The sequence below is a fragment of the uncultured Alcanivorax sp. genome, from assembly GCF_947258575.1.
Classification (GTDB): domain Bacteria; phylum Pseudomonadota; class Gammaproteobacteria; order Pseudomonadales; family Alcanivoracaceae; genus Alcanivorax.
On the sequence record NZ_CAMYIV010000004.1, the window covers coordinates 40,350 to 58,680 of the forward strand.

The 18,331-nt window shown below is 58.8% G+C and carries 20 protein-coding genes and 3 pseudogenes; 14 read left to right on the forward strand and 9 right to left on the reverse strand.

What is annotated here, in order from left to right; genetic code table 11:
• From Q0Y02_RS03610 to Q0Y02_RS03630, 5 genes and pseudogenes are all read left to right on the forward strand, one after another.
• Complete coding sequence (locus Q0Y02_RS03610) at window positions 1–1,182, forward strand: lipid-transfer protein (RefSeq protein WP_063508269.1); 1,182 nt, start codon at window positions 1–3, stop codon at window positions 1,180–1,182.
• A 148-nt stretch (window positions 1,183–1,330) separates the two neighbouring features.
• Window positions 1,331–1,705 (forward strand): annotated as a pseudogene (locus Q0Y02_RS03615) (iron-containing alcohol dehydrogenase); the annotation flags it as partial.
• 19 nt (window positions 1,706–1,724) lie between these two features.
• A pseudogene (locus Q0Y02_RS03620) lies at window positions 1,725–1,886 on the forward strand (integrase core domain-containing protein); the annotation flags it as partial.
• Window positions 1,887–2,113: 227 nt separating this feature from the next.
• Window positions 2,114–2,207: pseudogene (locus Q0Y02_RS03625) on the forward strand (LysR family transcriptional regulator); the annotation flags it as partial.
• 189 nt (window positions 2,208–2,396) lie between these two features.
• A complete protein-coding gene (locus tag Q0Y02_RS03630; RefSeq protein ID WP_231866110.1) occupies window positions 2,397–2,966 on the forward strand; it encodes a LysR substrate-binding domain-containing protein in 570 nt (189 codons plus the stop codon).
• Window positions 2,967–3,040: 74 nt separating this feature from the next.
• Here the strand turns inward: Q0Y02_RS03630 and Q0Y02_RS03635 are convergent, their stop codons facing one another.
• The 4 genes from Q0Y02_RS03635 to Q0Y02_RS03650 all read right to left on the reverse strand — a co-directional run bounded on the left by Q0Y02_RS03635 (window position 3,041) and on the right by Q0Y02_RS03650 (window position 7,323).
• Entirely contained in the window at window positions 3,041–3,964 is a 924-nt protein-coding gene (locus tag Q0Y02_RS03635; RefSeq protein WP_035248713.1) for an alpha/beta hydrolase, read from the reverse strand.
• Window positions 3,965–4,197: 233 nt separating this feature from the next.
• Window positions 4,198–4,512 carry a helix-turn-helix domain-containing protein gene (locus Q0Y02_RS03640; RefSeq protein WP_052042919.1) on the reverse strand — a complete coding sequence of 105 codons (315 nt, stop codon included), beginning with the start codon at window positions 4,510–4,512 and terminating at the stop codon, window positions 4,198–4,200.
• Window positions 4,513–4,961: 449 nt separating this feature from the next.
• A complete protein-coding gene (locus Q0Y02_RS03645) occupies window positions 4,962–6,179 on the reverse strand; it encodes a site-specific integrase (protein ID WP_063508271.1) in 1,218 nt (405 codons plus the stop codon).
• A gap of 292 nt (window positions 6,180–6,471) precedes the next feature.
• Entirely contained in the window at window positions 6,472–7,323 is an 852-nt protein-coding gene (locus tag Q0Y02_RS03650; RefSeq protein WP_297764514.1) for a YicC/YloC family endoribonuclease, read from the reverse strand.
• Window positions 7,324–7,481: 158 nt separating this feature from the next.
• On the opposite strand from Q0Y02_RS03650, the gene rph reads away from it, so the two are divergent.
• From rph to Q0Y02_RS03665, 3 genes are read left to right on the forward strand one after another with little or no spacing between them, the layout of a single operon-like run.
• Window positions 7,482–8,198: a ribonuclease PH gene (rph, locus tag Q0Y02_RS03655; protein WP_035248709.1), complete on the forward strand. Its 717-nt coding sequence runs from the start codon at window positions 7,482–7,484 to the stop codon at window positions 8,196–8,198.
• A 9-nt stretch (window positions 8,199–8,207) separates the two neighbouring features.
• Window positions 8,208–8,870: an orotate phosphoribosyltransferase gene (gene pyrE, locus Q0Y02_RS03660; protein WP_035248706.1), complete on the forward strand. Its 663-nt coding sequence runs from the start codon at window positions 8,208–8,210 to the stop codon at window positions 8,868–8,870.
• Window positions 8,871–8,872: 2 nt separating this feature from the next.
• Window positions 8,873–9,493, forward strand: a complete 621-nt coding sequence (locus Q0Y02_RS03665) for a hypothetical protein (protein WP_297764519.1) — start codon at window positions 8,873–8,875, stop codon at window positions 9,491–9,493.
• A gap of 110 nt (window positions 9,494–9,603) precedes the next feature.
• Here Q0Y02_RS03665 and slmA read toward each other — a convergent pair whose 3' ends face one another.
• The 5 genes from slmA to coaBC all read right to left on the reverse strand — a co-directional run bounded on the left by slmA (window position 9,604) and on the right by coaBC (window position 15,428).
• Window positions 9,604–10,191 carry a nucleoid occlusion factor SlmA gene (gene slmA, locus Q0Y02_RS03670; protein WP_297764521.1) on the reverse strand — a complete coding sequence of 196 codons (588 nt, stop codon included), beginning with the start codon at window positions 10,189–10,191 and terminating at the stop codon, window positions 9,604–9,606.
• Between the two features lie 111 nt (window positions 10,192–10,302).
• On the reverse strand, window positions 10,303–11,202 hold the full coding sequence (gene argB, locus Q0Y02_RS03675; RefSeq protein WP_297764524.1) for an acetylglutamate kinase: 900 nt from the start codon (window positions 11,200–11,202) through the stop codon (window positions 10,303–10,305).
• 68 nt (window positions 11,203–11,270) lie between these two features.
• On the reverse strand, window positions 11,271–13,667 hold the full coding sequence (locus tag Q0Y02_RS03680) for a phosphomannomutase/phosphoglucomutase (RefSeq protein WP_297764527.1): 2,397 nt from the start codon (window positions 13,665–13,667) through the stop codon (window positions 11,271–11,273).
• Between the two features lie 18 nt (window positions 13,668–13,685).
• Window positions 13,686–14,138 (reverse strand): dUTP diphosphatase, encoded by a 453-nt coding sequence (dut, locus tag Q0Y02_RS03685; protein WP_297764529.1) that lies wholly within the window; start codon window positions 14,136–14,138, stop codon window positions 13,686–13,688.
• 90 nt (window positions 14,139–14,228) lie between these two features.
• Window positions 14,229–15,428, reverse strand: coding sequence for a bifunctional phosphopantothenoylcysteine decarboxylase/phosphopantothenate--cysteine ligase CoaBC (coaBC, locus tag Q0Y02_RS03690; protein ID WP_297764532.1), 1,200 nt, complete (start codon window positions 15,426–15,428; stop codon window positions 14,229–14,231).
• Window positions 15,429–15,622: 194 nt separating this feature from the next.
• Here coaBC and Q0Y02_RS03695 point away from each other — a divergent pair, with 194 nt between their 5' ends.
• The 6 genes from Q0Y02_RS03695 to Q0Y02_RS03720 all read left to right on the forward strand — a co-directional run bounded on the left by Q0Y02_RS03695 (window position 15,623) and on the right by Q0Y02_RS03720 (window position 18,313).
• The gene (locus Q0Y02_RS03695; protein WP_297764535.1) at window positions 15,623–15,799 is read left to right on the forward strand and encodes a four helix bundle protein; all 177 of its coding nucleotides are present in this window, start codon (window positions 15,623–15,625) and stop codon (window positions 15,797–15,799) included.
• 49 nt (window positions 15,800–15,848) lie between these two features.
• A complete protein-coding gene (gene radC / locus Q0Y02_RS03700) occupies window positions 15,849–16,523 on the forward strand; it encodes a DNA repair protein RadC (RefSeq protein ID WP_297764538.1) in 675 nt (224 codons plus the stop codon).
• 194 nt (window positions 16,524–16,717) lie between these two features.
• Window positions 16,718–16,954 carry a 50S ribosomal protein L28 gene (gene rpmB / locus Q0Y02_RS03705; RefSeq protein WP_035248690.1) on the forward strand — a complete coding sequence of 79 codons (237 nt, stop codon included), beginning with the start codon at window positions 16,718–16,720 and terminating at the stop codon, window positions 16,952–16,954.
• Between the two features lie 21 nt (window positions 16,955–16,975).
• On the forward strand, window positions 16,976–17,143 hold the full coding sequence (rpmG, locus tag Q0Y02_RS03710; protein ID WP_007151127.1) for a 50S ribosomal protein L33: 168 nt from the start codon (window positions 16,976–16,978) through the stop codon (window positions 17,141–17,143).
• A gap of 456 nt (window positions 17,144–17,599) precedes the next feature.
• The gene (locus Q0Y02_RS03715; protein ID WP_297764546.1) at window positions 17,600–17,827 is read left to right on the forward strand and encodes a Flp family type IVb pilin; all 228 of its coding nucleotides are present in this window, start codon (window positions 17,600–17,602) and stop codon (window positions 17,825–17,827) included.
• Between the two features lie 27 nt (window positions 17,828–17,854).
• Window positions 17,855–18,313 carry a TadE/TadG family type IV pilus assembly protein gene (locus tag Q0Y02_RS03720; RefSeq protein WP_297764548.1) on the forward strand — a complete coding sequence of 153 codons (459 nt, stop codon included), beginning with the start codon at window positions 17,855–17,857 and terminating at the stop codon, window positions 18,311–18,313.
• Window positions 18,314–18,331: the final 18 nt, after the last annotated feature.

Below are 18,331 nucleotides of genomic sequence, written 5' to 3' on the forward strand. Positions count from 1 at the left end.
ATGAAACGTAGAGTGAATGTAATCGGTGTCGGGATGACCAAGTTTGCCAAGCCCGGTGCCAGCGATGATTACCATGTGATGGCAAAGGCTGCAGGCCTCGCCGCCATGAAGGATGCCGGCATCCAGTACAGCGATGTGGAGCAGGCGTTCTGCGGTTATGTCTACGGCGATTCCACTTGTGGTCAGCGCGCCGTGTATGAGCTGGGATTGACCGGTATTCCTGTGGTCAATGTGAACAACAACTGCTCCACCGGGTCGTCGGCCCTGTTCCTGGCCCGCCAGGCCATCGAGGGCGGCTTGGCCGAATGTGTGATTGCGCTCGGTTTCGAGAAAATGGAACGCGGGGCGCTGGGCTCCAAGTTCAATGATCGCGAAAACCCCATGAGTCAGCATGCGCAGGTGATGATGGATGCGCAGGGTTTCAACCAGGCGCCGCCGGCGGCACAGATGTTCGGTGGCGCGGGCCGCGAGTACCGGTGGCAGCACGGCACCAAACGGGAAACCTTCGGCAAGATCGCCGAGAAGGCGCGCCGCCATGCCGGCAACAACCCCTACGCGCTGTTCAACCAGGTGCTGTCGCTGGAAGAAATCATGGCGTCCGACGAGGTGTTTGATCCGCTCACCCGCTTCCAGTGCTGTCCTCCCACCTGTGGTGCCGGTGCGGCGATCCTGTGCTCGGACGAGTTCGCGAAAAAGCATGGCATTGAGAATCCGGTGTATATCGCCGCCCAGGCCATGACCACGGATTTCGCCAGCAGCTTTGACGAAAAATCCATGATCAAGATGGTCGGCTACGACATGACACGCGCGGCTGCAGAGAGTGTGTACGAGCAGGCCGGCATTGGTCCGCAAGACATCAATGTGGTCGAGTTGCATGACTGTTTTACCGCCAATGAGCTGCTCACTTATGAAGGCCTGGGTCTGTGCCCGGAAGGCGGTGCGGAGCAATTCATCTGGGATGGTGACAACACCTATGGCGGCAAGTATGTGACCAATCCATCCGGTGGCCTGCTGTCCAAGGGCCATCCGTTGGGCGCCACCGGGCTGGCGCAATGTACTGAGCTGGTGTGGCAGTTGCGCGGTCAGGCGGACAAGCGTCAGGTAGACGGTGCACGGGTGGCCTTGCAGCATAACCTCGGTCTGGGTGGTGCCTGTGTGGTAACCATGTATCGCAATGACTGAGTACCGTAAAGACTGAACTGTCACATACAGGGTGCCGGCCTGCCGGTTCGCAGGCCGGCTTCCCTGTTAAGGAGGTCCGGGATGAATGCGGTAACGACAAAAAGTAAAAGCAAGGTAGTAAAGGCCAGCTTCTCACCGCGCCGGTCTTGGCTACGCCCACGGCATTGCCCACAACTTCGGCGCCCACTATCACACGCCCCATGGCCTGGCGAATGCCATTGTGCTGCCTCACGTACTCGAATATTCCGCCCCCGCCTGCATTGAGCGCCTGGCCGAACTGGCCCGCGTCAGCGGCCTGGAGCAGGGCGGTGAAACCGATGAAGCGCTGGCAGGAAAATTCATCAAACGTGTCCGCGAACTGAAACAGGAGCTTGGCATTCCCGAGAAGCTGGACGCATTGCGCAGCGAAGATGTTCCCGACATTGCCAGGGCTGCATTGCAGGAAGCGCATTTCAGTTATGCGGTACCGCGCTATATGAATCAGACGGTGTGTGAGGCACTGTTGAAGAAGATGCAGGCCTGAGGTTTTGTGGAAACGGGGACAACGATTTAATCGAACGACATGGCGCGAGTGGCTGGATCTCCACGAGTTCACCTGCGTTGCCCATGCCCAGCTATTAACCACACAGTGGCGGTGGCAATACAATAACGGATGGCCCAATTCGGCCATTGGCGGAGTGCCTCCGGCCCGATTGCTACAGTGACTCTATACTCAAACGAGCGATGAAAAATGGGTGGATTACACCTTCATGGATTGCTTCCTCAGTGAGCCCGTAGAACGATTCTGCTTTCCGTGATAGACGTCGGTGACACGCATGAATCACTAAATCTGGCACCCCTCCGCGCTTCATGCTTTCATGATCAATACCGAATCAGCCATTAGCGCAGCTAATTAGTCATGAAAGAGAACCTGAACGATCTGATCGCCTTTATGGCCGTGGCTCGGGAACAGAGCTTTACCCGCGCCGCCGCCGGGCTGGGTGTGTCCCAGTCCCCTCAGTCAGACCCTGCGTAACCTGGAGGAGCGGCTGGACCTGAAGCTGCTCAACCGCACCACCCGCAGCGTCACCACCACGGAAGCCGGCGACCGGCTGCTGGAACTGGTAGGGCCGGCGCTGGACGATATCGACGCCGGGCTGGCGGAGCTGCACTCGCTCAAGGGCAAACCCGCCGGCACCGTACGCATCACCGCCGATGAATTTGCCGTCTCCACCGTGCTGTGGCCAGCCCTGCAGCCCCTGCTGCGTGACCACCCGGATATCAAGGTGGAACTAAGCGTGGACTATGGACTGGTGGATATTGCCAAGGAACGATTCGATGCCGGGGTACGCCGCGCCGGACTGATTGCCAAGGACATGATTGCAGTACCGATCTGCCCGCCGATCCGCATGGTCGTGGTGGGCTCACCGGACTACTTCAACCGACACACGCCACCGCAAAAACCCCAGGACCTGGTGGCACACAACGCCATCAACCTGCGCCTGCCCACCCAGGGCGGCGTCTTCCCCTGGCTGTTTCAGGTACGCAAGAAAGAAGTGAAAACCCACACGGAAGGACAACTGGTATTCAACAGCATCCTGCAAGTGCTGCAAGCGGCCAAAGACGGCATGGGCCTGGCCTACCTTCCAGAAGCCCTGGCCCAGCCGGGACTGGACGACGGCAGCCTGATCTCCGTGCTGGATCGCTATAGCCACACCTTTCCCGGCTATCACCTCTATTACACCAGCCGCCGCAAGGCCTCCACTGCCTTTGCCATGGTGGTTGATGCCTTGCGCCTTACCTGAGAGCTCTCGAAACCAATCGACCGAATATAAAAAAGGGCGACCAACCTGGCCGCCCTTGATGCTGTCGCGATGTGTTACAAGTGATCCTGATAAAACTGCTGCAGTTTTGCCAACGCCTGATCCACCGCTTGCGGCTGATCGTACAGGTCATAATGGCTGGCACCATCGACCACCAGCAGATCCTTGTTTTTCGACGCCGCACGGCCATACAGCTCGTAGCCATCCCGGTGAGAACCGAAGGCCCCGGTCTTGCTGCCGATGATGACTTGCAGCGGCTGGGTCAGCAGATGCTCAGCCAGATGGAACGCATCGAAGGCCACTGCCGGTGCCAGCCCTGAGAAACGCAGCTTGTTGGGGGAACCCGGCTGCTGCCCGCGCGGCGTGGTGTAGTAATCCACCGCTTCCACCACATCAATATCGGTAATGCCTGCCTGCTCACACTCGTCTTTCGAGTTGGGAATATAGCCGGTGATCAGCGGCTCCGCCCCACGGGCCTCGGCGGTACGCTGCTGGCCAATGGCCTCCAGGGTCTGGATCGCTGCATTCGGGGACATATCCCCCTCGCGCATCAGCCGCCCATAGTTGGCCGCCACCACGGTGCCCACCGCCTTGATACGACGCTCCGTCATGGCCGCATGCACGGCATAACCGCCACCGCCACAAATACCCAGCACCCCGATGCGGCTCTCATCCACAAAATCCTGGGTCACCAGATAGTCCACCGCACAGCGGAAGTCCTCCACCCGGGTCGCCGGGTCTTCCAGAAAACGTGGCTCGCCACCACTTTCCCCCTGGAAGGACGCATCAAACGCCAGCGTCACATACCCCATTTTCGCCAGCCGGGCGGCATAGATCGCACCGGAGGTCTGCTCCTTGCAGCTACTGATCGGGTGCGCACAGATAATCGTGGGGTACTGCCGGGACGCATCAAAGCCTTCCGGGAAGTACAGATTGGCGGCCACATCGACATTACGGTTCTTGAAGCTCACAGCTTTCATGGTCTTACCCTCTTGTGAATCCATTAGGTTGGTCAGTGACTATGGGATTCACGGTAGCAAGCGGGGATTGTTCTGATTAGATGGCAATTTAAGGAAGGGGTTATTAGCTTAGCCAATGAATTAAGGCAGTACTACATTTTCGACACTGCGCTTTACTGCATGATGCAATATCTTCCCAGATCTCTTATTTCGTACCCCAAAGGGGGGTAGGCCAGCTCCATGTCTACGAGCACCTAAACCCCACTCTCAATCGCCAAACTAGACCGCATCATCGCCTTGTCTCGATCTGACGGAGCACCAAAAAGCTTGTGGTAGTCGCGGCTGAACTGGGACGGGCTTTCATAACCGACCAGGTAATCAACGCTGGCCACGTCCTGCTCGCTGAATAGCAGCCGCCAGGCTTCCTGCAAACGCACCCGCTCCTGGAACTGCACCTGGGTTAGCTGGCTGATGGTCTTGAAATGCCGATGAAAAACGCGGGGCTTATATTCGGCATAGCGGTCAGCTCCCCGACTTTGAAAGACTTTTGATAATTCGCATGCATCCAAGTCGTGACCCGACCGATGCGAGTGATGTCGCTGTCTTTCTGCCGATTTGGTGTAACGCCGCCGCCCCCCCCCAGCGGCGAGCACAACAGGCTCCAACAAATTTCCCTGCGTATAAGCGGCGCCATCTTTTCGCAAGCGGCCAGTATCTTGAGCGGTTATAGATTGACTAAACAACCTGGCTGGCAAAAATGAATCCGAGGCAGAAGCGACAACCTGTGGCGCTAGGGAGCTGGATCAGGTTAAAAGATTATGCATAAGCCATTGGGCGGCGCAGGGTAGCAGGACAGCGATTCGTGGCCACATTTGCTGTTGTGTGATGCAGGCTGCTGATTGTCCAGAGGTGTCCAAGCGAGTCCATCAAAATCCCGATTCTTTGTATAGGTTGTAGTTCAGGGTCTTGGCTTATGGTTGTCGATAGTCAATAAATACAGCCTAAACACACCTGTACATCATAGGTGTATTAAGGCTTCTATGGCGTTGGCTACTCGCTGGTGAGCTATTTTTCGCTCCTCAAAATAATCATACCGATCATAAATCCCCTCAACCCCCTTCAGCTTGTGATTCAAACACCTCTCCGCCACATGGCTCGGCACACCTTCCGCAGCTGCGAGGCTGCGGAAGGTGCGTCGCAGGTCGTGGATGGTGAAGTGTTCCAAGTCGTCCATTTTGTTGGGTGGCTGCACCTTCCGGCCAGCCTCTCGGCCAAATAGCTTGGAAATGGCGCGGTTCAGGGTGTCAGGGCCCATGTGGGGGCGTTTGCTGGCGCGCCTGGCAGGGAACACATAGGGGGAGCCGCAGGCATGGCCTTGCTGTACCTTTAGCCACTCAATGGCTTGGGTTGGCAGAGGGATGGTGATCGATGCGCCAGTCTTGCTGCGCTCTTTGGAGAGATCCCAGATTCCGGCCTCGAGGTCGAATTCTTCCCAGCGGGCCTCGCATAGCTCGCTTTTTCTCACGCCTAGCACCAGGAACAAGCAGCAGGCCCGATAGTTGTCTCGACCAAAGCTGCTGATGTGCTCCCGGAAGACCCCAAAGGAATGTTCGATTTCTTCCAGCGTCAGGGTGCGCTCCCGGCTGGCTTCGACGCCGCCGGCGTCGCTGACGGTGAAGGGACTGGCCGGGTTGTTCTGGCACAGGTCCAGTTTGATGCCATGACGAAACAGCTGCTTCATGTACATCAGGGTGTCATTGGCGATGGTGGGGCGGTTGCTGCGCTGAACGCGCTGCAGGACTGCCCGGATATCCCTTGGGGTGACGTCGGCAATCGGGTAGAGGCCGATCACCGGGTGGATTTCTTTCTGGTAGATGCGCTTGGGGATGTTGGGGTGTTTCAGGCGCCGGGACAGATCGGTCTCATGCCAGTCCTGGAAGAGGTCTTTGACGGTGCGGATGTCGGGCTGGACAACTTTGGCCCTTTCCTGGATTGGGTCGGTGCCCGTTCGGATGCCTTGCTTGGTCAGCACAGCGGCTTCCCGGGCGTCACCCAGGGACATCTGGGGGTATTGGCCCAAGGTAATCTCGTGGCGCTTGCCTTGGGCGCTGTAGCGCAGCATCCAGTAGGGCGTGCCTGACTTGCGCACGCAGAAATAGAGGCCGCCACCATCGGTATGCTTCTTGGGGGCCTGCTTTGCCAGGGACTTGATCTGAGTGGCGCTGAGTTTGCTCATTTTGACCTTGTGGCGTTTGAGCCTATAAAAACAGGCTGCCCACCACTTTTTGTTTGTTGATTAAAGAGAAAAATTCTCTGTTATCAATGGTATGCAGGCAGTCTCTTGATGGCTGCCCACCATTTCAGGTCAATATAGGTGTCAGGGAGGGAAAAGTCACGTTTTTGCCCACCATTTTGCCCACCACTTTTGTCTGGATAGTGGTGGATGGCAGTGGATTTCCATGGATTGAGTTTCGAATTTAATTCTTTAAAAACAACGTATTAAATACGATTATGGACTTACCTGGATTTTACTCGATATTCTGGATCTGTTCCCGCATCTGCTCGATGAGCACTTTCAGTTCCACTGCCGCCGCCGTGGTTTCGCTGTCCACGGATTTGCTTGCCAGGGTATTGGCTTCGCGGTTGAGTTCCTGCATCAAAAAATCCAGTCGGCGGCCGATGTGGCCGCCTTTCTTGAGGATGCGCCGTACTTCGCTGACGTGTGTCACCAGGCGGTCCAGCTCTTCGTCCACGTCCATTTTCTGGGCCAGCATGACCAGCTCCTGCTCCAGGCGATCCGGGTCCGGGGACTCGATCACGTCCTGGATACGAGTGCGCAGGCGGTCGCGCTGCGCCTCCTTGATGCGGGGGATGGCGGCTTTGACGATATCGATCTGGGTGCCGATACCATCCAGCCGGTCGACGATCAGCTGGCCCAATTGCTCGCCTTCCCGGCGGCGTGTGTCGATCAGGGCGTCAAGGGCTTCATCCAGCAGGGACTGGGATTCGTTCTGCAGCAGTTCCACATCCAGCTTGCGGGTGCTGAGTACGCCAGGATGGCGGAGGATTTCCATGGGGTTTACCTGGCCGGGATGCTGGACCAGGTCGCCGACCCGACGGGATACATCGGAAAGCTGCTTCACCAGTTCCTCGTTGAGCTCCAGGGACACCTCGCTGTCGTCCTGCTGGTAGCGCAGGGTCACTTCCACCTTGCCCCGGGCCAGCGCCTTGCGGCATTTCTCACGCACGCCGTTTTCCAGGGCGCGCAGGGCGTCGGGCAGGCGCGGGCTCACTTCCAGGTAGCGGTGATTCACGGCTTTGATCTCCCAGACCAGGCTGTAGCCTTCCAGATGACGGTCGGCGCGGGCGAAAGCGGTCATACTGCAGATCATGTGAACCTCGAAACAGCGGTTGGACGGGCCCCATAGTCTAGACCACGAGGGCCCATCGGGCCTAATGACCCACCAAGCAGGCAGAACCGCCCCTGCCTTTGCTACAATGGCGGCCCTTTTGCATTCAAGACACTTCAGGAGTTTCCATGCGTCCTTCCGGCCGAGCCCATGATCAGCTGCGTGAACTGAGCTTCACCCGCAACTACACCGTTCACGCCGAGGGCAGCGTGCTGGTCGCTTTCGGGGATACCAAGGTGCTGTGTACCGCGTCCGTGGAGGAAGGTGTGCCGCGCTTTCTGAAGGGCAAGGGCCAGGGCTGGATCACTGCCGAGTACGGCATGCTGCCCCGTTCCACCCACACCCGCTCCGGTCGCGAGGCTTCCCGGGGCAAGCAAGGTGGCCGTACCCTTGAAATCCAGCGTCTGATCGGTCGTTCCCTGCGTGCTGCCGTAGATATGAAAAAGCTGGGTGAGCGCACCATCTTCCTGGATTGTGATGTACTGCAGGCTGATGGCGGCACCCGCACCGCCTCCATTTCCGGTGCCTGCGTGGCCCTGGTGGATGCCTTTTCCCATCTGCTGGAAACCAAGAAGATCAAGGATGACCCGCTTACCGGTCTGGTCGGTGCGGTATCCGTGGGCGTTTACAAGGACGAGCCGGTGCTGGATCTGGATTATGCGGAAGACTCCAACGCCGGCACCGACATGAACGTGGTCATGACCCAGCAGGGCGGCTTTATCGAAATCCAGGGCTCCGCTGAAGGGGCTCCCTTTACCCGCGAACAGTCCGACACCCTGCTGGGGCTGGCGGAAAAGGGCATTGGTGAAATCATTCAGGCACAGCAGCAGGTGCTGGGCTGGTAAGGATAGACAATGAAGAACTACAAGAAGCATTTTCTGCGTTTTGCCCAGGAGCGTGAAGCGCTGAAATTCGGCGAATTCACCCTCAAATCCGGTCGCAAGAGCCCGTACTTCTTCAATGCGGGCACCTTCAACACCGGTGAGGCCCTGGCGCGGCTGGGTCGCTATTATGCGGACGCCATCGTCGCCTCCGGGCAGGAATTCGATATGCTGTTCGGGCCTGCCTATAAAGGGATTCCGCTGGTGGCAGCGGTGGCAGTGGCGCTGGCCGAGCACCATGGCCGCGATTTGCCCTGGGCCTTTAACCGCAAGGAAGCCAAGGATCATGGCGAAGGCGGCTGGTTGGTCGGGGCGCCCTTACAGGGCCGGGTGCTGGTGATTGATGATGTGATTACCGCGGGCACTGCCATCCGTGAAGTGGCAGCGTTGTTCGAAAAGACCGATGCCACCATGGCGGGGGTCATGGTGGCACTGGATCGCCAGGAGTGCGGTAAGGAGCCTTCCGAAGCAGGGAGAGGGCTGTCAGCGATTCAGGAAGTGGAGCAATCGTTGGGGGTGCCGGTGGGCAGTATCGTGGCGATGAACGATATTATTCACTGGCTGGAACAGCAACCGGATAGCGAGCCCATGGTGTACCGTATGCGGCAGTACCGGGAGCGTTATGGAGTGGAATAATAATGAGATGTATTGCTCTGATTCTGGTGCTGATTCTGTCAGCGCCAACACTGGCGGCGCGATTTGGACAGCGCGCCAGTGAGCGCATGCCGGACGGTGCCTATTTTCGGCATGTGACTGCCGATGGTGTGGTCCACCTGAACCGTACTCTGACCACCGATGCCATGCGTAGCGGTTATCAGCTGCTGGATCAGCATGGGCGGGTTCTGGAAGATGTGGATGGCGTTAATCTGAATGATGAAGAGGCCCGGCAGGTTCGTCTGCAGCGGGCTCGTCAGGCCCGTGAAGACAAGGAGCTGGTGCGTCTGTATGCGGGGCCGGAAGATGCGGTACGCGCCAGGGACCGCAAGATCGATTCCCTGGAACTGAGCATCAGCTATGAAGAAAACAGCCTGGCTCAGCTACAGATGAAGCTGGATGACGAGATCGCGGTGGCGGCCCGGAATGAACGAGCCGGTCGCGATGTGCCGGAGGGTGTCCAGGAAGCCATTGAGCGTCTGAAGCGCCAGATTGAAGTAACGGAAGAAAAGCTGGTGGAGTTCGAAACCGATATCGACGCGGCAAAAAAGGAATACGCGCCGATCATCCAGCGGCTGAAGGAAATCGAGAAGGCAGAACGTTAAACCCTGGCCCTTATCTGGCAGGGCCTGCCAGTGGGCAGGTTATTCGCTTCGCTCATCCCGTCGGGGCGCGCCCTGCGATCGCTGCGTCGTTACACGCCCCGCCTGCAGGGCTATTCCCGGAACAAGGTGGGGATCAGCAATTCCCACTGCGCCTGCCAGTCCTGGCCAGGGCGGATTTTGAAACCTGAGCGAACAAATTGGGCAATGCGCCCCTCGACCACTGCCAGCAACAGGTTGGCAGTAATGGTGGGAGTGGCCCGGGTGCGCAGCCCTTCCTTCAGCTCCGCGTCGCGCAGCACCTGCTTGAGCTGACTTTCCACCCGATCATAGAACTGCAGGATGCGCTGGTGCAGGCGTTCATTCTCGCCGGTCAGTGCATCACCGGTGAGCAGCCGGGTAATCCCCGGGTTGCGCTCGGTAAAGGCCAGCATCAGGGTCAGGATCTGTTCCACCTGGCCGGTGGCATCCCCTTCTTCGGTAATGCGGTTGATGCGGGAGAAGATCGCCTCTTCAATAAACTCGATCAGCCCCTCGAACATCTTCGCCTTGCTGGGAAAATGCCGGTACAGCGCCGCCTCTGAGACCCCCACTTCCCGAGCCAGACCGGCGGTGGTGATACGCCCCCCGGGCCCGGCTTCCAGCATGTGGGCGAGCGACTGCAGAATCTGCTCTTTGCGCGACGGTTTTTTTTCGGTCATGTAGCGTCGTTCCCGTTGTTATATTGTCAGCCCTCGTAGGAGCTATGCTTGCATGGCGAAATCCCTGAAGGGCGTTGCCATGTTCGCCATGCGAGCATGGGTCCTACAATCTCAGTTCTTGCTGATCAGAGTCCCGATCCCCTGATCGGTAAGAATTTCCAGCAGCACCGCGTGGGATACCCGACCATCAATGATGTGGGCGGTGTGCACGCCGTTTTTCACCGCGTCCAGGGCGCAGCCGATCTTGGGCAGCATGCCGCCGTGGATGGTGCCGTCCTTGATCAGTTCATCGACCCGCTCGGCGCTAAGGCCGGTGAGTACTTTGCCCTGCTTGTCTTTCAAGCCTGCCACATTGGTGAGCAGGATCAGTTTCTCGGCGCGCAGCACCTCGGCCATTTTGCCGGCGACGAGGTCCGCGTTGATGTTGTAGCTGATACCCTTTTCATCTACGCCGATAGGGGCGATCACCGGAATGAAATCACTGCCGGCGATCAGGTCGATGATGGTGGTGTCGATACCCTGCACTTCGCCCACATGGCCGATGTCGATAATTTCCGAGGTCTGCAGGGCCGGATCGTTTTCGTCCTGAGCCTTTAGCAGCATCTTGCGGGCCTTGATCAGGCGTCCATCCTTGCCGGTGAGGCCGATGGCCTGGCCGCCGTTGTGCTGGATCAGGTTGACGATGTCCTTGTTGACCAGACCGCCGAGCACCATCTGTACCACGTCCATGGTTTCCTGATCGGTGACGCGCATGCCCTGAACAAACTTCGACTCCTTGCCCAGGCGTTCCAGCAGGCTACCGATCTGCGGGCCACCGCCGTGAACGATCACCGGGTTGAGGCCCACCTGTTTCAGCATCACCACGTCGCGGGCGAAGCTGTTTTTCAGCTCGTCGTTTTCCATGGCGTTGCCGCCGTACTTGATCACCACGGTGGCACCGGAAAAGCGCTGAATATAGGGCAGCGCCTCAATCAGAATCCGGGCGGTGTCGTGGGCACTGTTGGTGTCCATTGGGTCTCCTAGGGCATGGCGTTAGCCAGGGCGTTGAACACTCAACGCCTCGGCTGTCTGATTCTAACTTAAAACGGCAATTCCAGGCTGTCGTCCACGGCCTGCAGGTGCTTGCGGAACTGTTCCTTGACCCTTGCCAGGGCTTCCTCGTCGCGGCCTTCGAAACGGGCTACCAGCGACGGTGTCGTGTTGGAGGCGCGCACCAGGCCCCAGCCGTCCGGGTAGTCCACCCGTAAACCATCGATGGTGTTGGGGCGGCCACCGGCGAATTGTTCGGCGCGAGCGGCGAGGGCGTCGACAAGGGCAAATTTGTTTTCTTCGCTCACATCAATGTACAGGGCCGGGGTGGTGAGGCCGGTCTTCAGGCCGTCGAACACCTGGCTGGCGCTGTCATCCTGAAGAGAGAGGATTTCCAGTAGACGAGCGCCGGCGTAAAGGCCGTCGTCGCAGCCGAACCAGCGGTCGGCGAAGAAGATGTGGCCGCTGATCTCGCCGGCCAGCGGCGCACCGCACTCTTTCATTTTGGCCTTGATCAGCGAGTGCCCGGTCTTGTACATCATCGGGCGGCCACCGTTCTTGCGGATAATGGCCGGCAGAGCCCGGCTGCATTTTACGTCAAAGAGAATGTCCGCGCCCGGGCTGCGCCCCAGCAGATCCTTGGCGAACAGCATCAACAGGCGATCGGGCCAGATGATTTCGCCGCTGTTGGTGACCACCGCCACGCGATCAGCGTCGCCATCAAAGGCCAGGCCGAGGTCCAGATTTTCCTGCTGCACTATCCTGATCAGGTCGGCCAGGTTCTCCGGGTTGCCCGGATCTGGAGCGTGATTGGGGAAGTTGCCGTCGATATCGGTGTAGAGAGGGGTGACCTCACAGCCAAGTTGCCTGAAGAGCTGTGGAGCCAGTTCGCCGCCAGCGCCGTTTCCGCAGTCGATGGCGATTTTGAGGGGCCGCGCCAACACGATATCGCTGAGAATATCGTCCAGATAACGATCGGCGACATCGCGCTCTTCCTCGCGGCCCTGGCCTTCGCTGAACGACTTGCTGCGGATACGTTCCTGCAGGGCAGCAATGCGCTCGCCGTAGAGGGTGTCGCCATTGATGACGATTTTCAGACCGTTGTGGCTGGGCGGATTGTGGCTGCCGGTGAGCATGACGCCGCTACGGGTTTCCAGCACTTCGGTGGCGTAGTAGAGCACCGGAGTGGGCACCAGCCCCAGATTGATAACATCGCGACCGGATTCCAGCAGGCCCTTGATCAGCGAACGGCTCAGTTCCGGGCTCGACAGGCGCCCGTCCCGGGCCACCAGTACGCTTTGCTGGCCGGCTTCGCCAGCTTCGGTGCCGATGGCGCGGCCAAGCAGATACACGCCCTGGGCGGTGAGTGTGTCGCCGGCCACGCCACGGATGTCATAGGCACGGAAGATGCTGTCCGGCAGGGTTTCTCCGTGCTCCTCGTCCATCAGCAGAATGCCGTCGTCATTCTCTTCCACCACGACCAGGTCTTCCGACTGTTTTTTGGCAGCCGGGCGAGCTGGCCCGCTCCGCTCGCGGAGCTTGCTTGCCATGCGCGCCTGGGCGTCGTTGACGGTGCTAAAAAGCGGAAAATGGAAGTGATTGCGGGCGCTGACCCCGGGTTGGCGGGCGAGCTCGTCGCAGTAACGGACCAGCTCGGCACAATCCTGCTTGAGAAATCGGGCCAGCAAGCGGTTTACCACCAGGGTGCCAAGTAACAACAGCACGATGCCCAGGGCCACAACGATGGTGCTGATCATCAGCAGATTGCTGTCGGTGGGGGGGAGCGTCAGCTGGACCCCCACCGGGCCGGCAGTAGCGTCTGCACGGGTGCCATTGTTGCTGCCGGGCTGCTTGAAGAGGTTGTTGCCAGCGAAGGTTACCTGCAGCTGGCTACCGGCGGGGGCCAGGGATTGCAGGCTTTTCGTCAATGCGTTGAGAGGCAGTTGCAGCAGAAGGGCGCCACTCTGGTTGCGGGTGGCTTTCACCAGAATCAGGGTGGGAGGCTGGCCGGCGATGATGACCGGGCCCGGTGATTGGCCCAGACGCACTTCCTTGAGCAGTTCCTGGGCGGTATAGCTGAAATCATCAGTATTCGCGCCACGGCGTGGCACCAGGCGCAGGCTGGCATCCGGCAACCACTGGTGGTGACGGGCGTTAAAGTTCGCGATGGTGTCAGCGGATAGTGCCTGCTCCACATCGTTGCGGGTGGCCAGCAACGCCAGCTGCTGCTGGTGTGCCTGGATATGGCTCTGCCCCAGGTTGGCGATGGACTGGGCAAGCTGCGTGGCGTTTTGCTGTTGTTGTGCCGCGTCTGCGACCCGGGTCTGGTAAAGCCAGGTAGCGCCGCCGGCCACCAGGATGGCAGCCAGGGCAGCAATCAGCAGGGGCGCCAGTGGCTTGAATACGCTCACGTCGGCGCGTTTATTGTTCTTCTTGTTGTTCCCCATATCCCCTCCGGATCAGGCTCAGTGGCGGCCGCTGTGGCCGAAACCGCCGCTGCCCCGCTCAGTGTTGGTGAAAGTCTCCACCTGTTCCAGTTGCACTTGCATCACCGGCACGATCACCAGCTGGGCAATGCGCTCGCCGGGTTCCACGGTGAATGGCTGGTTGCCACGGTTCCAGCAGGACACCATCAGCTCGCCCTGGTAGTCGGAATCAATCAGTCCCACCAGATTGCCCAGCACGATGCCGTGTTTGTGGCCCAGCCCGGAGCGTGGCAGGATCATGCCGGCATAGCCGGGATCGCTGATGTGGATGGACATGCCGGTGGGCAGTAACTCGGTCTGCCCCGGTTCCAGCGTCAGTGGCTCTTTGACCATGGCGCGCAGGTCCAGTCCGGCGGAGCCGTCGGTGGCGTAATGGGGCAGAGGAATCGTGTCGCCCAGTCGGGTGTCGAGAACGCGGTATTGCAGTTTCATGGAGTCAGTTCCTGATTGGCCGGACACCTGATGCTGAACGCCGGACGCGGCGGGCGTCTGGCATCTGGGGTCAGGTGTCTGGCGTTGTTATTAATCTTTATACCGTATCGCAATCAGTTCGATCAGTTGTTTGGCGATCTGGGCTTTGGAGGCCAGCGGCAGCACCTTGTGGCCACCGGGCCAGATGACGGTGAGGGCGTTGTTGTCGCTGTTGAAGCCCACATTGCTTCCGGACACATCGTTGGTAGCGATCATGTCCAGTTTCTTGTTCACCAGTTTGGCCTGGGCGTACGCCACTACATCCCGGGTTTCAGCGGCGAAGCCCAGGGTGAAGGGGCGTTTGTCGTGTTCTGCTACCGACGCCACGATGTCCGGGTTTTTTACCAGTGTGAGGTGAATTTCCTCGGTGGATTTCTTGATCTTGTGGTCGGCGGTGACGGTGGGGCGGTAGTCGGCTACAGCGGCGGTGGCAATGAATACATCACAGCCCTCGTCCACGGTTTTCATGCAGGCATCGAACATGTCCACCGCACGGCTCACGTCCACTCGGTCTACCCGTGACGGGGTCGGCAAATTGACCGGCCCGGCGATCAGGGTGACTCGCGCACCGGCTTCGGCAGCAGCCTCGGCCAGGGCGAAGCCCATTTTCCCGGAACTCTTGTTGGTGATATAGCGCACCGGGTCGATGGCTTCGCGGGTAGGACCTGCGGTAATCACCACATGCTTGCCGGTGAGCAACTGGTAATCGAATACCTCGGCGGCATGCTGGAGAATCTCCAGTGGCTCGAGCATCCGCCCTGCGCCGATTTCGCCGCAGGCCTGGCTGCCGCTGCCGGGGCCGAACACCTTGATGCCCTTTTCCTGCAGGATCAGCAGGTTTTTCTGGGTGCTGGTATCCGCCCACATCTGCTGGTTCATGGCCGGCGCGATGGCGATGGGGGCGCCGGTGGCCAGGCAGAGGGTGGCAAGCAGGTCGTTGCCATGGCCGTGGGCCAGGCGCGCCATGAAGTTTGCTGAGGCCGGGGCAATCAGCACCAGATCCGCCCAGCGGGCCAGCTCGATATGGCCCATGGCGGCTTCCGCGGTGGGGTCCAGCAAGGTGGTATGCACCGGATGCCCGGACAGGGCCTGCATGGTCAACGGGGTAATGAATTCGCAGGCTCCCTGGGTCATCACCACTCGCACCTGGGCGCCCACATCCTGCAGGCGGCGAACCAGGTCTGCGGCTTTATAGGCGGCAATTCCGCCCGTGACTCCCAGAAGGATGCGTTTGTTCACCAGACGATGCATGCGAGAACCCTTATTGGCTGACGGCAATCATGGCAAATCTCGTCTGCCGATGCTGCCCCCGGAATGCTATTAATCGAGGCGCATAGGGTAGCACTGTAAAAGAGACGCGGCACGCAGCATGCAAGGACGCAACACGGAAAGATCAGGAGCAGGAAGATGGAAAGAGAGAATCGGCGCTATAAGAACTTGAGAGTTTGCCAGGAAGCGGTGGAATTGGCCGAAGGATATATGGCATGACCGAGGGGTGGCCGAGAGAAGAACGCTTTGGGCTGGCTGGCCAGATGGAAAGAACGGCGCTGGGAATCCCGTCCAATATCACCGTGATCGAAAAGGTGTTTGCGCTGATGTCGGGAATGCTGGAGGCTGCGTGATGTCTGATTATTCCATGTTGCGGGGTCGCATGCCCTGTGAGGCGTTCCTGTGGCCATAACCGACTGGCCGGCGGATGAGCGGCCCAGGGAAAAGTTGCTGGCGAGAGGGGCGGGAGCACTGAGTGATGCGGAACTGCTGGCGATCTTTCTGCGCACTGGCCAACAGGGTATGACAGCGGTGGATCTGGCCAGAACACAGTTGGCGGCAGGGGGCGGGCTGCGGGCCCTGCTGGATGCCGGGCCGGAGCGCATGGCCCGGTTACCGGGTATGGGCACGGCCCGGCGCGCCCTGTTGCTGGCGGCCCTGGAGCTGGGGCGGCGTTATCTGGCGGAACCGCTGGAGCGAGGGTTGCCACTGGATAACCCGGACAAGGCCGGGCAGCTACTCACCGCGCGCTTGCGCGGGCTGCCCTACGAAGTGTTTGCCTGCCTGTTTCTGGATAACAAACACCGCCTGATTGCCTTCGAACAGTTGTTTCAGGGCACCATCGATGCGGCAGCGGTGTATCCGCGGGAAGTAGTGCGCCGGGCTATGGAGCACAATGCCGCTGCGGTGATTCTGGCTCACAACCACCCTTCCGGCGTGGCCGAACCCAGTCAGTCGGACCATGCCATCACCCGGCGGCTGGTAGAAGCGCTTGGGCTGTTGGAGATTCGGGTGCTGGATCATCTGGTAATCGGTGACGGTGGCTGGGTGTCGCTGGCCTCGAGAGGGGCTGTTTAGTCAGGCTGCGAAAATCCCCTGTCGGGTATTTTTGCCCTGCCAGGTCCTGGCAGGGCCGAGCTAAGTCCCTGAATCCTGGCCCATCCGGTCGAATATCCAAGATTTAGCTTGAAACTTGACCGGCAGATTGGTATAAAACGCGCCTTTTCCGGGGCTCTACCGTCCCCCCGCAAGAAGATTTACGGAGCAAGACAATGTCCAAGGTTTGCCAGGTGACCGGTAAGCGCCCTGTAACGGGCAATAGAGTTTCTCACTCGAACATCAAGACCAAGCGTCGTTTCGAGCCGAATCTGCACCACCATCGTTTCTGGGTTGAGTCCGAGAAGCGCTTTGTGCGCCTGCGTGTGACCTCCAAGGGCATGCGTATTATCGACAAGAAAGGGATTGATGCCGTGCTGGCTGACATCCGTTCTCGCGGCGAGCGTGTTTAAGGCTAATTAAGGAGCTAACCCATGGCCGGTCCTATTCGTGAAAAAATCCGCCTGGTGTCCTCTGCTGGCACGGGGCACTTCTACACCACTACCAAGAACAAGCGTCTCCATCCTGAAAAGATGGAAACCAAGAAGTATGATCCGGTCGTGCGCAAGCACGTGGCCTACAAGGAAGCGAAGATCAAGTAACGATTTTCTTCCTGCCTGCCTGGCAACGGACATAAAAAAACCCGGGATTCTGTTCCGGGTTTTTTTATGTCCGAAATCTGGCCAGGGAGGGCAAATAAGGGTGGTTTGAAGGTGGGTTTTTGTCGGCTGGCCGCGGCGGATTTTCTCCTGACGGGTGGCAATAGTTCACCGATGTTCAAATCGATATCACAAAGCCACCACCTTTGTCTGTCACATACGTGCAATTCTGTGCTTTTGAAACACCGTTCGTCACCTTTCAGGCCCGAATGGGGCTTTTGCCATGCTGCTGCCGGTACTCTGGTGCTACGTTTACAGAAAGCGGTACATCGCAACAAAACACTACGCAGTGAAAGTTGTGATGCACTTCTCAGATGCATAGCATTAAATAAGTAGTTCACTTTTTCGCATATGCATTCACGTAATGTTCACATCAAGGGACGTGCAACGGAGAGCACTATGAGTACCTTTAAAGATATGTTTCGTTTATTGATGATCCGCCTGTACACCCAATTGCCAGGGCGGGCACGTAACCAGCGTGGTGCCAGTGCGCTTGAATACATCGTGCTGGCTGCCGCACTGATAATTATCATTGGTGTTTTGGCAACCAATGATACTGTCCAGACCACTATTAATACTGCATTTACAGATCTGTTCTCTGACGCCTCCAACGCTGGTGGTTCGTAAGGTCTAGCCGACGTTCGGGTGCGAAGTATGCGGATACGCCGGAGAGTAACAGGGGCGGTGGCATTAGAGTTTTTAATGCTTTTCCCCTTCGTGATAGCCATGCTTTATGGTGCGGCGGTCTACGGCCTGACCTTCTTTGCCCAGTATCGTATGCAGGCCGCCGTGGATACCGCAGTATCCACGGCGCTGTATGTGGACAGGTCCGATAACGAGGCCAGTAACATCGGCACAGCTGTAACGCAGAGAGCGAACACGGCTCTGGCTGGCCTGGTGGCGCAGTTACCGGAAACCCTGAGGGATAACCTGAATACGGCTTCGGCCTGCGGGCTGGAAACCATCGCGGGGGGGGTAGTAGTGCTTCGCTGCAGTCTGGTATACCCCAATTATCAAACCAACCCGATTGTGCCGGTGTTGAGTTTCGGCATGCTGGGGGATTTTCCGCCCCTGCCGGCACAACTGGATGTGGATGCCCGGGCTGCGTTTTGATCTAGAAATGCGGATCGG

What these genes read in the sequence shown, in the direction of transcription:
- rph (WP_035248709.1), top strand. Translation starts at nt 7,482, where the DNA reads ATGCGTCCTTCCGGCCGAGCCCATGATCAGCTGCGTGAACTGAGCTTC.
- coaBC (WP_297764532.1), bottom strand. Translation starts at nt 15,428, where the DNA reads ATGCATCGTCTGGTGAACAAACGCATCCTTCTGGGAGTCACGGGCGGA.
- pyrE (WP_035248706.1), top strand. Translation starts at nt 8,208, where the DNA reads ATGAAGAACTACAAGAAGCATTTTCTGCGTTTTGCCCAGGAGCGTGAA.
- Q0Y02_RS03665 (WP_297764519.1), top strand. Translation starts at nt 8,873, where the DNA reads ATGAGATGTATTGCTCTGATTCTGGTGCTGATTCTGTCAGCGCCAACA.
- Q0Y02_RS03610 (WP_063508269.1), top strand. Translation starts at nt 1, where the DNA reads ATGAAACGTAGAGTGAATGTAATCGGTGTCGGGATGACCAAGTTTGCC.
- Q0Y02_RS03635 (WP_035248713.1), bottom strand. Translation starts at nt 3,964, where the DNA reads ATGAAAGCTGTGAGCTTCAAGAACCGTAATGTCGATGTGGCCGCCAAT.
- Q0Y02_RS03645 (WP_063508271.1), bottom strand. Translation starts at nt 6,179, where the DNA reads ATGAGCAAACTCAGCGCCACTCAGATCAAGTCCCTGGCAAAGCAGGCC.
- rpmG (WP_007151127.1), top strand. Translation starts at nt 16,976, where the DNA reads ATGGCCGGTCCTATTCGTGAAAAAATCCGCCTGGTGTCCTCTGCTGGC.
- rpmB (WP_035248690.1), top strand. Translation starts at nt 16,718, where the DNA reads ATGTCCAAGGTTTGCCAGGTGACCGGTAAGCGCCCTGTAACGGGCAAT.
- Q0Y02_RS03715 (WP_297764546.1), top strand. Translation starts at nt 17,600, where the DNA reads ATGAGTACCTTTAAAGATATGTTTCGTTTATTGATGATCCGCCTGTAC.
- Q0Y02_RS03650 (WP_297764514.1), bottom strand. Translation starts at nt 7,323, where the DNA reads ATGACCGCTTTCGCCCGCGCCGACCGTCATCTGGAAGGCTACAGCCTG.
- dut (WP_297764529.1), bottom strand. Translation starts at nt 14,138, where the DNA reads ATGAAACTGCAATACCGCGTTCTCGACACCCGACTGGGCGACACGATT.
- slmA (WP_297764521.1), bottom strand. Translation starts at nt 10,191, where the DNA reads ATGACCGAAAAAAAACCGTCGCGCAAAGAGCAGATTCTGCAGTCGCTC.
- Q0Y02_RS03680 (WP_297764527.1), bottom strand. Translation starts at nt 13,667, where the DNA reads ATGGGGAACAACAAGAAGAACAATAAACGCGCCGACGTGAGCGTATTC.
- Q0Y02_RS03720 (WP_297764548.1), top strand. Translation starts at nt 17,855, where the DNA reads ATGCGGATACGCCGGAGAGTAACAGGGGCGGTGGCATTAGAGTTTTTA.
- argB (WP_297764524.1), bottom strand. Translation starts at nt 11,202, where the DNA reads ATGGACACCAACAGTGCCCACGACACCGCCCGGATTCTGATTGAGGCG.